The organism is Dehalobacter sp., from assembly GCA_023667845.1.
GTDB lineage: Bacteria > Bacillota > Desulfitobacteriia > Desulfitobacteriales > Syntrophobotulaceae > Dehalobacter.
Window position 1 is genome coordinate 23,772 of record JAMPIU010000144.1, and the last position, 13,605, is coordinate 37,376.

General features: G+C 41.9%; 12 protein-coding genes. All 12 read left to right on the forward strand.

Annotated elements, in window-relative coordinates:
• The first annotated feature begins 5 nt into the window (after positions 1 to 5).
• Positions 6 to 2,258, forward strand: a complete 2,253-nt coding sequence (locus NC238_13135; protein ID MCM1566851.1) for an FAD-dependent oxidoreductase — start codon at positions 6 to 8, stop codon at positions 2,256 to 2,258.
• Positions 2,255 to 2,446, forward strand: coding sequence for a hypothetical protein (locus tag NC238_13140; GenBank protein ID MCM1566852.1), 192 nt, complete (start codon positions 2,255 to 2,257; stop codon positions 2,444 to 2,446). Before NC238_13135 ends, NC238_13140 begins: the two co-directional genes overlap by 4 nt.
• Positions 2,447 to 2,483: 37 nt before the next feature.
• The gene (locus tag NC238_13145) at positions 2,484 to 2,945 is read left to right on the forward strand and encodes a C-GCAxxG-C-C family protein (GenBank protein MCM1566853.1); all 462 of its coding nucleotides are present in this window, start codon (positions 2,484 to 2,486) and stop codon (positions 2,943 to 2,945) included.
• A 50-nt stretch (positions 2,946 to 2,995) separates the two neighbouring features.
• A complete protein-coding gene (locus tag NC238_13150) occupies positions 2,996 to 4,060 on the forward strand; it encodes an XdhC family protein (protein ID MCM1566854.1) in 1,065 nt (354 codons plus the stop codon).
• Positions 4,061 to 4,076: 16 nt separating this feature from the next.
• Entirely contained in the window at positions 4,077 to 4,811 is a 735-nt protein-coding gene (locus tag NC238_13155) for a class I SAM-dependent methyltransferase (protein MCM1566855.1), read from the forward strand.
• Between the two features lie 56 nt (positions 4,812 to 4,867).
• Positions 4,868 to 5,692, forward strand: a complete 825-nt coding sequence (locus NC238_13160) for a methyl-accepting chemotaxis protein (GenBank protein MCM1566856.1) — start codon at positions 4,868 to 4,870, stop codon at positions 5,690 to 5,692.
• Positions 5,693 to 5,765: 73 nt separating this feature from the next.
• Complete coding sequence (locus tag NC238_13165; GenBank protein MCM1566857.1) at positions 5,766 to 7,151, forward strand: radical SAM protein; 1,386 nt, start codon at positions 5,766 to 5,768, stop codon at positions 7,149 to 7,151.
• Positions 7,152 to 7,401: 250 nt separating this feature from the next.
• The gene (locus NC238_13170) at positions 7,402 to 8,424 is read left to right on the forward strand and encodes a molybdopterin-binding protein (protein ID MCM1566858.1); all 1,023 of its coding nucleotides are present in this window, start codon (positions 7,402 to 7,404) and stop codon (positions 8,422 to 8,424) included.
• Positions 8,425 to 8,616: 192 nt separating this feature from the next.
• Complete coding sequence (locus tag NC238_13175; protein MCM1566859.1) at positions 8,617 to 9,813, forward strand: AMP-binding protein; 1,197 nt, start codon at positions 8,617 to 8,619, stop codon at positions 9,811 to 9,813.
• Positions 9,810 to 10,916 carry an NTP transferase domain-containing protein gene (locus tag NC238_13180; GenBank protein MCM1566860.1) on the forward strand — a complete coding sequence of 369 codons (1,107 nt, stop codon included), beginning with the start codon at positions 9,810 to 9,812 and terminating at the stop codon, positions 10,914 to 10,916. Before NC238_13175 ends, NC238_13180 begins: the two co-directional genes overlap by 4 nt.
• Entirely contained in the window at positions 10,909 to 11,511 is a 603-nt protein-coding gene (locus NC238_13185) for a histidine phosphatase family protein (GenBank protein ID MCM1566861.1), read from the forward strand. The genes NC238_13180 and NC238_13185 overlap by 8 nt, the downstream gene beginning before the upstream one ends.
• A gap of 411 nt (positions 11,512 to 11,922) precedes the next feature.
• A complete protein-coding gene (locus tag NC238_13190; protein ID MCM1566862.1) occupies positions 11,923 to 13,521 on the forward strand; it encodes a protein O-GlcNAcase in 1,599 nt (532 codons plus the stop codon).
• Positions 13,522 to 13,605: the final 84 nt, after the last annotated feature.

Below are 13,605 nucleotides of genomic sequence, written 5' to 3' on the forward strand. Positions count from 1 at the left end.
GTTCTATGGATATTGAAGCTTTTGAACATTATACAGAGAAATGCTTTCAAGGAGAATGCCCGCCTTGTGTATGTGAATGTCCGCTCAAAGTGGATGTTGGCGCCGTTATCGACAGGGTGCAAAAGGAGAATTTTACTGCCGCTTACCGTTTGTTCCGGAATCAAGCCTTGTTTCCGCGTATAGTGAGCATGATATGCCATCAGCCATGTAAGAACGTATGCATACGCAATTCAGCCGACACGGCAGTCGATTTGCAGTATATCGAACAGGCTTGCGTGGAATTCACGAAGGACAGAGAACCAGTTGACTATAATGTTCCTGAAAAAAATAAGAGCGTTGCCATCATCGGTGCGGGACTCAGCGGTTTGGCGTGTGCCCTCAAGCTGGCCAGCAAGCGTTATAATGTAACAGTTTACGAAAAAAAAGATGCTCCGGGCGGAGAACTGGCTGAACGGTTGCCTAAGAGTATCTACCTGCAGGAATTTGAACAAGAATTCAAGCATGTTGCCTATAATCTGGTATTGTCTAAAGAAATAAAGGATCTTGCCGAAATTCAGGCGGATGCCGTATATATTGCAACCGGCTCGGACGGAAGTACCTTCGGACTTCAAGAGGGATTGGATCTCAACTCGTTAGGGACGAAAAAACAAGGCATTTTTATGGGCGGGAGTATAATGGGCGTCACGCTTGTTGAAGCGATAGAACACGGGATCCGGGCTTCCCAATCCATAGAAAAGTATTTGAAAGTCGGCCTTATGAACGGTGTGGCTCAGAACGGGGAGAAAAAATCAATCAATCCCAATTTTAGCAAATTGACAGGAATGCCTGTAAACCCCCCGGAGAAGACGCATGGTGAAAAGTTTAAGGAACAAGCTGTTGCCGAAGCCAAACGATGTACCAAATGCGATTGCGCCTTGTGTAAAGACAGCTGCGAATTAATGCAGAGGTTTAAGAAAAATCCGAAACGCATCACGATTGATGTGGTTTCAACATTAAATCCAGGCGACAAAATGCCTGAAAAAGTGGCCAACAGATTGGTTAATACCTGCAACCAATGTGGGCTGTGTGAAACTGTTTGTCCCGAGAATGTTGATGTGGCGGAATGTTTGCTTCAAGCCAGGCATTACCTTTTTGAAGACGGCGCCTTGCCTGCAGCCTACCATGATTTCTGGCTGCGGGATATGGAATTTGCCAATTCGGATCAAGCCTATGCCGTGGTTCTTCCTAAGGCGGAGGAAAACTGCAGGTATCTTTTCTTCCCTGGTTGTCAACTTGGAGCATCTAATCCTGGCAGTGTCATTGCAGGCTATAATTTTCTTAAAGAAATATGCGCAGACACTTCACTGCTGGTCGGCTGCTGCGGTGTGCCCGCCGATTGGGCAGGGGATGGGGAACTGAGGAACAAAGTTCAGAATAACATCCTGCAGGAATGGAAAAGTCAGGGAGAACCTACTTTTATCATGGCTTGCCCCACTTGCCTGAAAACATTTAAGCGTTACATACCACAAATCAAAATTATTTCTTTATACGATGTAATGGTTCGACATGCCCGTCCCCAGTGGAAGGAACTGGGAGGAAACAAGGTTATAGCGGTGTATGATCCTTGCGCCAGCAGATATGACAGTCTTATGCAGGAGAGTATCCGAAAGCTGCTTCATGATGCCGGTTATAAGATCGAAGAATTATCCTATCATGGGAAAGAAGCACGTTGCTGCAGCTTTGGAGGGCATATTCAGATTGCAAATCCCGAACATGTCAGAAATATCGCCAATAATCGGATTCAGGATAATGATAATATTTATGCAACCTACTGCTCAAACTGCCGTGACACGTTTGCCGCAGCAGGTAAAGAATGCAGCCACATCTTGGATATATTCTTTGACACCGGTTCACCCGCGCGACCGGCACCGGATCTGTCTCAACGCAGACGAAACAGGGCTAAACTGGTTAATACGCTGACAGGGAGAGAGATTATCGCGGAAACAGATATTATTGAGAAGGGTTTCTTCATTGAGATTCCATCTGAATTAAAAAATAAGATGAATAATGAATTAATTCTGGAAGAGGACGTTTACTCAGTAATTGAATATTGCGAAAGAACAGGGACTAAAGTGCAAAATGTAAAGACAGGGGAGTTTACGGGCCATTTATTCCAGGGCGTAATAACTTTTTGGGTAACTTATGAAAAAAATGAATCAGGATTTAAACTAAAGCAGGTCTACACGCATCGCATGAAAATCGAGGAGAGTAATAAATGAAGGATGACGAATTAATCTGCGCAAAATGCAATGTAATGCTTGTACCGTTAAAAACCTCGTTCATCTACTTAAAGCACCAATTTCAAGTTGATTTGCCCCGATGCCCGATTTGCGGTCAACTGTATGTTTCCGAAGAGTTGGCCAAAGGCAAAATGGCGGAAGTTGAGATCCAACTGGAAGACAAATAACAATGATATCGTCGTCGGATAAAAGGGGGAGAAAGCCGTGGCAAATGTAGCAGAACGCATCGCTCAGCTTCGCGCCCAGGGGTTTCAGTGCAGTCAAATACTTTTGATTTTAGGACTTGAACATCAGGGCAAAAAAAATCCGGATTTAGTCAGAGCAATGGCAGGTCTGGCCAATGGTTTGGGTAATTGCGGAAAAGTCTGCGGCGTATTAACGGGATCAGCCTGTTTGCTGGGGTTATATGCCGGAAGAGGGGAACTCGAGGAGCAGAAAAATAGCGAACTAGAGGACATGATCTCAGATCTTGTTACTTGGTTTGAAGAGAAATATGGCAATGCTTATGGCGGGATTGATTGTGGGATTATCGTAAATGACGATCCCTGGAACCGCATGCTGCGCTGTCCGAACATGGTTATCGAAACTTATATGAAAGTTCAGGAAATCCTTAAAGATAATGGTTTTATCGAAGAACAATATTCTCAAGAAAATGAGGGATATTAGATTTCAATCCATTTTAACTAATAATTTCATGAGTGATAAGGGGGACCACCATGAACATCTATCAAAAATTATTAGATGAGTTGAATGCAGGGGCAAAGGCTGTAATGGTTACAGAGCTGGAAAAGGTCCCGGCGGAATATTCTGGAAATAATCAAGGCTATTGCAAAAAAGAATATTTTACCGAAGATTGTTTGCAGCAAAGCGGTCTTTATCCTTCTATGCAGCAGTCTTTGTTAAACGGGGAGCTGCAAATCATTGAAAGTCCTGAAGGAAAAATTGCGATTATTGAACCTTTTTTCCCGCAGCCGTGCTTGTATGTTTTCGGAGGGGGGCATATTGCGAAACCTTTGACAGAGATGGCTGCAAAGCTGGGATTTTCTGTGACCGTGGTTGATGACCGTCTTTCTTTTGCCAATAAGGAACGATTTCCGGATGCAGCAAGGGTAATTTGTGAAAGTTTTGACAGGTGTTTTGAATTGCTTAGTTTTAATGCTTATACCTATGTGGTCATCGTTACCAGAGGTCACCGGCATGATGCGCAATGTTTAAAAGCCGTAGCGCAAAGAAAATGGGCCTATGCCGGAATGATAGGTTCCCGGAGACGGGTAAAAAGCTTAAAAGAACAGCTGTTAAGTGAAGGCTGCCCACGGGAAGTATTGGAAAAAGTAAACGCTCCGATTGGACTGGAAATTGGCGCAATAACGCCTCAAGAAATCGCCCTCTCTATTCTGGCGCAAGTTGTTAGTTACCGCAGACTGGAGAACCCGGGAATGGGAAGAGAATCAGCTAAAATCAGTTGGACAGAATTTGACCGTGATGTCCTTGAAGAAATAAGCCGGGGAAAAAATGAGAGAAGAGCGATTGTAACAGTAATCTCCGCTAAAGGTTCCGTACCAAGGAAAGCCGGGGCAAAGATGCTGGTCTGGCCTGATGGGAAAATCTTAGGAAGTATAGGCGGTGGATGCAGTGAAGGTGCAGTTATACAAACTGCGATTGATATCGCGCTAAACGGGGGATATAAAATCCAGAATATTGATCTGACAGGAACAATAGCGGAAGATGAAGGAATGGTCTGCGGCGGCAAGATGCAGGTCTTAATTGAATCTTTGTCTTAAATAAGGAGATGGAGATATGGACAAAGAGACAGGCCCTTTAAATAGTTACGAAAAGGAAACATTGAAGGAACTTACAGGCGAAACCATGAGGCCGGGAGGGTTTGAAATAACCAAAGAAGCGGTTTCATTTTGCGGATTTCCAAGAGGGGCCAATATTTTGGATGTCGGTTGTGGTTCGGGAGCTACGGTCAGGTATTTGATTGAAAATTACGGGATGAATGTTCTGGGTATCGACTGTTCTCAAGTAATGATTGAAAAGGGTCAAAAGGCGTATCCGGGTTTACCTGTCCTGCAGGGAAGAGCTGAAGATCTGCCTGTCAGTGACGGCGAGATTGATGGGTTACTGATGGAGTGCAGTTTGTCTTTAATGGAGGATATTGACCTTGTACTGTCGGAGTGTTATCGGGTTTTAAGCGATTCAGGCAGGCTGATCATCAGCGATCTCTATTTTAAAAATAAGCCGGTTTCCACAGAAGGAATAGATTCGATTCATTCCTACTACACGGGTGCAAGTACTAAGGAGACCTTACTGGCAAAACTGGAAGCCCATAATTTTGAGGTTGAGTTATGGCAGGATAAATCAGCCTGGCTTTATCAAATGGTTGTTGACAGTATTATTAAGTTTGGCTCGCTTGACAACTTGTGGTATTGTATCTTGCCAGTTGCTAAAGATCAAAATATTACAAGGGAACAAATTAAGCAATGGAAGCTTGGATATTTTTTATCTATTGCTAAAAAGGTAAACCGCTAAGGTCACTATAGGCCGCTTAACCACAAATTTTTTTTAAATTTGTAAGGAGCATTAATATGGAAAATATACTTGAGATGTATCTGAAAATTATTCCTTCTCTTCAAGAAATCATGGATGAAGATTTTAGTGTTGTTCTGGGGGATACGAAAGAAATTCTGAAATATGTGCCTAGTAAAAAATTTGATCTGAAGTTCTCCGAAGGAGCCAGTTATGCTGGTGATCAAAATCATCCGATCCATAAGGTTATTGCAGAAAACAAACAATTGGTTTTTTTCCCGGAAAGCTCCGGCTGTTTGTTTAAGGTAATCATTACTCCAATACATGATGAAAACGGGAAGGTTATCGGCGCTATTAACATAGGAAGAGACTTAGAATCACAAAGTCAAATTGATCAGTCGGCAGAAAGTTTATATTCTGCAATTCAGGAAGTTAACGCAAGTATCCAGGAAATTGCGAAGGCTTTCAATGAATTATCTGAAACAATTGACAATGTTAATAAAGATACCAAGTCTTCTGAGATTAAAATAACGAAAACGAACTCTCTTATCAGTTCTATACAGGATATTGCATCTCAGTCGAATCTACTGGCGATTAATGCCGCGATTGAGGCGGCACATGCAGGAGATAAAGGCAGAGGTTTTTCAGTCGTTGCCGAAGAAGTGAAGAAACTGTCTTTAATAAGTAGTAAATCTGCTAAAGAGGCTGTTGAGACTATCAAAGAGATAAAGCAATCCATTGAGAATATTGTAAGCAAAATAGATAACATTGCTGACATAGCAACTAGGCATGTTGCTTCAACTAGTGAGGTTAGTTCTACTCTTGGTGAGATTACTGCCGCATCGGAAAAACTTGTTAATCTTTCGAGACAGTCCATAAAATAGGTGTGCTCTAAAAACAGGGCCTCGAGTCTCCCAAAGATTCAATTACCACCGGGAACATAATGGAGGTATCTTAATGAATCAACCAGAAAACGTACTCCAAGTGACTGAAAGTGTTTGTCCGGTATGTTTGGAAAAAATACCTGCAAGGTATATTCTAGACGGCGGGGGAATTTATCTGAAAAAGACCTGTCGTCTTCATGGGGATTTTTCAACGGCTGTTTGGCGCGGCAGCGGTGAGCTGAGTTATAGCGCCTGGACTAAAGAGAGAGCCTGTGCTCATCCCCAGGTGTGCCTGACGGAAGTAAATCAGGGTTGTCCTTACGATTGCGGTCTGTGTGCGCAGCATCAACAGCAAACCTGTTGCGTTTTGCTGGAAGTGACCGAGAGGTGCAATTTGAATTGTAATTTCTGTTTCGCCGGCAGTGGGGTGTCTTGTACGGATCCATCCTTTGAGACGATCAAAGCGTGGCTGGAAAGGCTTGTCGTTCTGGGCAAACCGTTTATACACCTTTCGGGGGGGGAACCGACGGTACGCAAAGATCTCCCGGAAATCATCAGCCTGGCCAGAGAGATGGGCTTTCCTTATATCCAGTTAAACACCAACGGACTTCGTTTAGGGCTGGAGCCGGAATACGTCAAAGAGCTTAAGGCAGCAGGCTTGTCAGCTGTTTTTATGCAATTTGACGGGACGAGGAATGAAATCTACCGACAGCTCAGAGGCCGCAATCTTATGGCGGTTAAAGCAAGCGCCATTGATAACTGCGGGAAAAATAATCTGGGTATTGTACTCGTACCTACGGTAGTGCCGGGGGTAAATGCAGACAATATCGGAGAGATCGTTCAGTTTGCCTTAGCGAGAATCCCCGCAGTCAGAGGCATTCATTTTCAGCCGGTGAGCTATTTCGGAAGATACCCGGCAGCCCCGCTGGACGAACAGAGAATCACATTGCCTGAGGTTATAAGGAATATTGAGATACAGACAAATGGCCTCTTCAAAGCCGAAAACTTCAGACCATCGGGTTGTGACCACGCGCGCTGCGGCTTTCATGGAGATTTTGTCTTGTCTCCCGATGGCAGCATCCATCCTTTGAGCAAGAAAAGTGAGCCGGCATCCTGTTGCAGCAAACCGGGCCGGCATTCAGCGGTGGAATTAAATAGAAATTTTGTGGCTCGACGGTGGACGAGAAATGAAAACGAAAACAGCTGCCGTCAAACAGCTACGAATCTCGGTATGGAAGATATGGATCATTTTCTTTCCAGGATTCGCACCCACGGGTTTACGATTACCGGAATGGCCTTTCAGGACTGCTGGACCTTGGACCTCGAACGACTGCAGGAATGCAGTCTGCATGTGTTCAGTCCGGATGGGAGGATTATTCCCTTCTGCGCATATAATCTAACAAATATTCAAGGAGAAGCGCTTTATCGCAAGCCGGGGCAGCTATCTCAAATACGTTAGTATGCAATGTTGAAGGAGACCTTCGGCGATTGTAATAAATATCCATCCGCTGTGTAAGACCAGGCGCTTCCTGCTCAGTACTCTAAATATCTTTTATGAAGGAATTCTTGAGAACTATTGGCTAGGGTCGAGCTCTAATAAACTAATTTCATATTTGTGAAAGAATTCTTATTTATATTAACCGATGATGAAGGATGTATTTTGGGTGTAACAGGAGACAAAATTATAAAGTAAATTAGGGGGATAAAACATGAAGATGATACCTGTAGAAAACGCTGTTGGTATGGTACTCGTTCATGATATGACGGAAATCATTCCGGGCAAATATAAAGGCGCTGCGTTTAAAAAAGGGCATATCATAAAAAAAGAAGATATTCCCCATTTATTAGACATGGGAAAAGAACACATATTTGTTCTAGAGAATAGAGACGGCGAAATTCATGAAGATGAAGCCGCCGGCAGGATAGCAAGAGCAGCGGCGGGCCAGGGAATAGGGCTTACTGAACCAAACGAGGGGAAAGTAAACCTTTTGGCAAAATGTAAGGGACTTCTTAAAGTAAATGAAGGGGCATTATTCGAGATTAATTCTATGGAAGGAATTGTTCTTTCGACACTTCATTCTAACAGGTTAGTTGATGTCAATACGGTTGTCGCCGGTGCAAAAATAATACCTTTAACAATAGGAGAAAAAAAAATAATATCCATGGAAAAGATTTGTTCGGAGAATAATCCGGTTATTCAGGTAATGCCTTTACTTAAATTAAAAGCCGGTCTTGTGACAACCGGGAACGAATTATATTATAAAAGAATTCCAGATAAATCCGGCCCGGTCTTCGTTGAGAAGTTTAGAGAATTGGGATCTGAAGTGATCAAACAGATTTTTTCCAAAGATGATCCCAATATGATAGCAGAATCTATCAAGGCATTAATAAAAGCGGGAGCTGATATTGTTCTGGTTACAGGAGGGATGTCAGTTGACCCTGATGATGTGACCCCAACCGGAGTCAAAAAGGCCGGAGCGCAAATATTGTCATATGGCGCCCCCACGATGCCGGGAGCTATGTTCCTGCTTTCATATATAAAGAATATTCCTGTATTAGGGCTACCGGCATGCGTGATGTATAACAAAAGAACAATTTTTGACCTTGTGATTCCGAGATTGGCGGCGGGAGAAAGAATTGAAAGAAGAGATGTTATCAGGTTTGCTCACGGAGGATTATGTTTAGGCTGTAAAGATTGCAGATACCCGAATTGTGGATTTGGCAATGGGTAAAGGCACAAGAAATACGGAGGGATCATGATTTTGAATTCGGAAGCAGGGATTAAACCTGGATACTGGTAAAATGATAAGGAGTTAATCATGAGGGTGACACCGCTTGAAGACTGGATTGTTGGGAAATCCGACATTAAGGAAAGGAATTCGAAGATGCTGGAGGAGTACCAGCTGAACAAGGTAAGAGAGACCTTGTATTATGTTAAGAAAAATGGCCGGTTTTACGGCCAAAGACTAAGCAATATTACTGAAGATAAAATTAATACTCTTGATGATATTAAAAACATTCCCTTTACACATCCCTATCACATAAGGCAAAATTCGTTGGACTTCTTGTGCCTACCTCAGAAAGAGATAGTAAGAATAGTTTCAATAAAGAGTTCAGGAACAAGCGGAGAAGAAAAAAGAATCTACTTTTCAGAACAGGATTTAAACCTTACCGTTGATTTTTTTAAAGTTGGAATGAGTTGTTTAATAGATCAAAACGACAGGGTTATGGTGCTTCTTCCAGGCAATACCTACGGCAGTATAGGGGACTTGCTGAAAAGAGCGCTGGAAATGTCCAAAGTGCCATGCTTTATCCACGGCGTTATGGTTGATCCCGAACAAACGGCCAAAAAAATCATAGAAAATGATATCACTTGTCTTGTTGGAATTCCGATGCAGGTATCCCACTTAAGCAAGTTGAAAGGTGATGTATTTAAAAGCAGAATCAAGAAAGTCCTTTTAAGCACAGATTATGTTCCGGATGTTTTAATTCACGAATTGACACATCAATATGGGTGCAAGATCTTTACCCATTATGGAATGACAGAGATGGGTTATGGTGGAGGTGTGGAATGCGAAGCCCTGGATGGGTATCATATGAGGGAGGCAGATTTGTATTTTGAGATTGTAAACCCTGATACAGGCGAAGCAGTCCAGGACGGACAATTAGGAGAAGTGGTGTTTACAACCCTTACGAGGAATGCAATGCCTTTAATAAGATACCGGACAGGTGATATGGCTTCCTTCTCTTCACCCCCCTGTGACTGCGGAACTTTTTTAAAAACAATGAAAAAAGTTTTGGGGAGAATGGATAATAAGGTCACCATCGGCGAGAATAAGTTTTTATTTTTGAGAGAATTGGATGAAACAATATTGAAATTTAAAGAAGTTTTGGATTATAAAGCCTGTATTACGGATGAAAACCTTCTCAAAATTGAAATAAGATCAGAAAGTAAATCGATCAAAAAGGATATCGAGCAGAGTATTCAAACCTTACTGGATGAAAAGCTTGGGTGCAAAATGAATTTTACTCTTATTGTCAGTCCTCACAGCATACCGGAAAAAATAATCAACAGTATGGTAAAAAGAAAGATTATCGATTATAGGGGAGCTGGAATATGAAAAATACCAGCATAGCAGCTATTATTGCTGCCGGCGGCTACTCCTCAAGAATGGGGAGTTTTAAGCCGTTTCTGAAATTTGGGAAAAAATCAGCAATCGAAATGCTTATTGATACATATAAAGGCTGTGGCATAGATAATATCATCGTTGTAACCGGTTACAAAGGAAGTGAAGTCGCAGAAAAGCTGAGGGAGTCAGGTGCGACATGCCTGCAAAACGAAAACTATTCGGAAGGAATGTTTACTTCGGTCATAAAGGGAGTTAAAGCTTTGGATACGCGTGTTTCAGCTTTTTTTATGCAGCCGGTGGATATTCCTCTTGTAAAGAAGCATACGATCGAGCTACTGAAAAAAAAGTATCTGGAAGGCGGTAAAGGTATCATCTACCCTGATTTTTGCGGCAGGGTGGGACATCCCCCGCTGATACACTGTAAGTACCGAGAGGTGATTTTAAGGAGTAACGGGGAAGGCGGGCTGAAGAAAATTTTAAAAGAATATTCTTCTGATTCAATTTATGTACACGTATTTGACAAGACAGTACTTATGGATATGGATACAAAAGAAGACTATGAAAAACTGCTTGGATATTTTAATGCCGGTGCACCCGATGGGGAAGAGTGTTCCAGCATTTTGGATATATATAAAGTACCGGAAAACATTATAAGACATTGCAGGAAAGTTTCAGAGGTGTCTGTTGAAATTTCTCGCAGTTTGAATAACGCAGGATACGAGCTTAATGAATGTGCCTTGAAGGCCGCGGCGATGCTCCATGATATTGCCAAAAAGGAAGAAAACCATGCCCGGGTAGGAGGAAAGATTTTGCAAGAGATTGGGTATGGGAAGGTAGGTTCTATCATAGGCAGTCATACCGATATTGAAGTAGATGGTCAAGGGAGAATCACAGAAAGTGAAATCCTATATCTCGCCGATAAACTTGTTAGAGAAGATAAAGTAATATCTATTGAGGAAAGATTCAAGCAGTCCCTAAATAAATATCAAGATAACCCTGAAGTATTGAGAAAGATAGAAAATAGAAGGGATGCCGCTTATAAAATAATAAAAAAAATTGAGGCAGTGACAGGCAGAGGTTTTAACTATGGATAAAAAAATATTCCTGGTTAGACATGGACAAATTGATTATGGCAGTGAAAAACGGTATATAGGGATAACTGATTTGCCCCTAAGTAATGCCGGCATTAGACAAGCTACAAGGCTTCAGGAGTATTTCTCAAGGATAGAGATTGAAAAGGCTTATACCAGTCCGTTAAAAAGATGTCTGCAGACGGCGGAGATCCTTCTTGAGGGTAGTAATACTCAAAAAGTCATACTTGATGACTTGAAGGAAATCAATATGGGGGAATGGGAAAACCAGACAATCGATTATATAAAGGACCATTTTCGCGAATTGTACGAAAAAAGGGGAGTAAGTATTGATGAATTTATTCCACCGGGAGGAGAAAGCTTTGAACAGTTGCAAAAAAGGGTTATACCTGCCTTTGAATTCATCGCCCAAAATAATACAGGGAATACCCTCATTATCAGCCATGCCGGAGTAAATAGGGTGATATTAAGTAAACTTTTCGATTTTCCTTTGAAGGAACTATTCAAAATAAGTCAGCCTTATGGCTGCATAAATGAGCTTAGTTGGGATATAGCATCCCGCAGATGGCAGTGGGATCAAAAAAATACGAAGAGTTAATGAAATAAAAAGTACTTCTTTGAAACTTGTAATCCTCAATATTGGCGGATTTACAGGTTTTTTTATTATAAGAGTTGGATAACCATGATAAACCTTGTAAATACGTATAAATATCTTTAGGTATTGTTAAGTAGATTGACAAAGTGACAGACAATCAGGAGGACAATAGTAATGGCATATCTGTATTTTGAGGTAGTGGAATCATATTTTCTCGTAAACAGTAGAAAATAGGATTGATTGGAGCATCTATAATTAAGAACAATAATATGATCAAAAAGAAATTCCAGTAATGCGGGACTTTTCAATATTGTATGTACATCATTTATAAGATTCCAAAGTTGGGATAAAATATAAAATAAACAATACCAGTGAGAAAATTTACCTATAAAGTAATATTAAAGGAGACTGGCCATGAAGAAGAAAATTGTTTTGCTTTCTTTAACAGTGCTTCTATTTGGGTTAGGCATTACAGCCATCGCCTATCATAATACGCCTATTAAAGATTACCTATTTGGTTGGACAACACGCTCACAAACCCAAACCAATGGCCAGGATCAAACACAAAACCACCGGAATGATACCACGGCACCTTATCAACAGCCAGGAGCGGACAATGAACAAACTCCACCTACAGACAGTTTTGCTATCCGCGGAGTTATCGAAGGGTTCTACGGAACTCCCTGGACTATGGCGCAAAGAATAAACATGCTTACCTTTATTGGCCAACACCATTTTAACACGTATGTCTATGCTCCCAAGGATGACCCTTACCAGCGGACCAATTGGGTAGACCTCTACCCAATTGGACAACTACAGCAGATGAAGAGTTTGGTGCAAAGCGCAAAAGCAAATGGAGTTAACTTTGTTTATTCCATTTCTCCTGGTATCCCATCACCGCTGCCCGGTGAAACATTGACTTCAGCAAAGGTTGCCAATTCCATTACCTTTACATCTAAAGCCGATGTACAACTGCTTGAAAGCAAAATTGATCAGTTGCGTTCGATTGGAGTTCACACCTTTATGCTTTCATTTGACGATGTTCAACACTACTTGAAGAGTTCTGACCAACAAGTGTATGGTTCTGATTATCCTAAGGCTCATATCGATTTAGCAAATAAATTGCTTAAGGATGAGACTGTAAAAGATTCAAGTTTCAGGCTTTGGCTTGCTCCCACAGACTACTACGGTCTTAAGGACAGCGCCTATTGGGCTACAATACGGTCACATCTGGATCCCTCTATACAGGTGATCTGGACAGGGTCTTGGGTTTTAAACAAATCCATTACAAGTAGTGAAGCTGACCAAGTACGGCGGCTTTTGGGTAGAAAACCTCTTATCTGGGACAATTATCCGGTCAACGACTATACCTATGTGGTAAAGAAAGCGCCACAACTATTTATGGGACCATTGATCAATCGTTCGGAGGATTTGTCGGCATACACGAGTGGCATGTTAGCAAATCCCATGCTTCAACCCGAAGCGTCAAAAATCGCACTTTATACTGTTTCTCAATATCTGTACAATCCCAGCGCATACCAGCCGCTTCAAGCCTGGGACGAAGCGCTCCAGAGCATGTCTGGCATAGGTGATGCATTGGCCTTCCGTAAATTCTGTCAATATTCAAGCCAAAGTACGCTTGATACGAGTGACAATACCGGGTTTTCCAAATTAGCCGGCGCTTTTTGGCAAGAATACCAATCAGGGCAGCATGGACCTAGTGAATCAGAACTTCGTAAAGAATTACAATTACTGAGTGCTTTGCCCGATAATCTTAAGAAGACAATAACCAACCAACAGCTTTTGGCAGAAATTAGCCCATGGGCAGTAAAACTGGGTGAAGAAGGGCAAGCGGGACTACAGGCTTTAGTATATTTAGATTTATCGAGCAATGATCCGCAAAAGCTCACGGCTAAGCAGCAACTTCAAACAAGCTTGCAACAGTTACGAAACAACAACTTACAAATTGGTTCTGAAGTTCTATCATTTATTAATAAGGCTGGATCTAATTAGGCGCTGCTGAATTACAGCTAAACCCGCATGAACTTTTTATCTTAAATGACAAATTACAGAATTTTTGCTTAACCTTGTCATAAA

What these genes read in the sequence shown, in the direction of transcription:
- NC238_13135 (MCM1566851.1), top strand. Translation starts at nt 6, where the DNA reads ATGGATATTGAAGCTTTTGAACATTATACAGAGAAATGCTTTCAAGGA.
- NC238_13155 (MCM1566855.1), top strand. Translation starts at nt 4,077, where the DNA reads ATGGACAAAGAGACAGGCCCTTTAAATAGTTACGAAAAGGAAACATTG.
- NC238_13160 (MCM1566856.1), top strand. Translation starts at nt 4,868, where the DNA reads ATGGAAAATATACTTGAGATGTATCTGAAAATTATTCCTTCTCTTCAA.
- NC238_13185 (MCM1566861.1), top strand. Translation starts at nt 10,909, where the DNA reads ATGGATAAAAAAATATTCCTGGTTAGACATGGACAAATTGATTATGGC.
- NC238_13165 (MCM1566857.1), top strand. Translation starts at nt 5,766, where the DNA reads ATGAATCAACCAGAAAACGTACTCCAAGTGACTGAAAGTGTTTGTCCG.
- NC238_13170 (MCM1566858.1), top strand. Translation starts at nt 7,402, where the DNA reads ATGAAGATGATACCTGTAGAAAACGCTGTTGGTATGGTACTCGTTCAT.
- NC238_13150 (MCM1566854.1), top strand. Translation starts at nt 2,996, where the DNA reads ATGAACATCTATCAAAAATTATTAGATGAGTTGAATGCAGGGGCAAAG.
- NC238_13140 (MCM1566852.1), top strand. Translation starts at nt 2,255, where the DNA reads ATGAAGGATGACGAATTAATCTGCGCAAAATGCAATGTAATGCTTGTA.
- NC238_13190 (MCM1566862.1), top strand. Translation starts at nt 11,923, where the DNA reads ATGAAGAAGAAAATTGTTTTGCTTTCTTTAACAGTGCTTCTATTTGGG.
- NC238_13180 (MCM1566860.1), top strand. Translation starts at nt 9,810, where the DNA reads ATGAAAAATACCAGCATAGCAGCTATTATTGCTGCCGGCGGCTACTCC.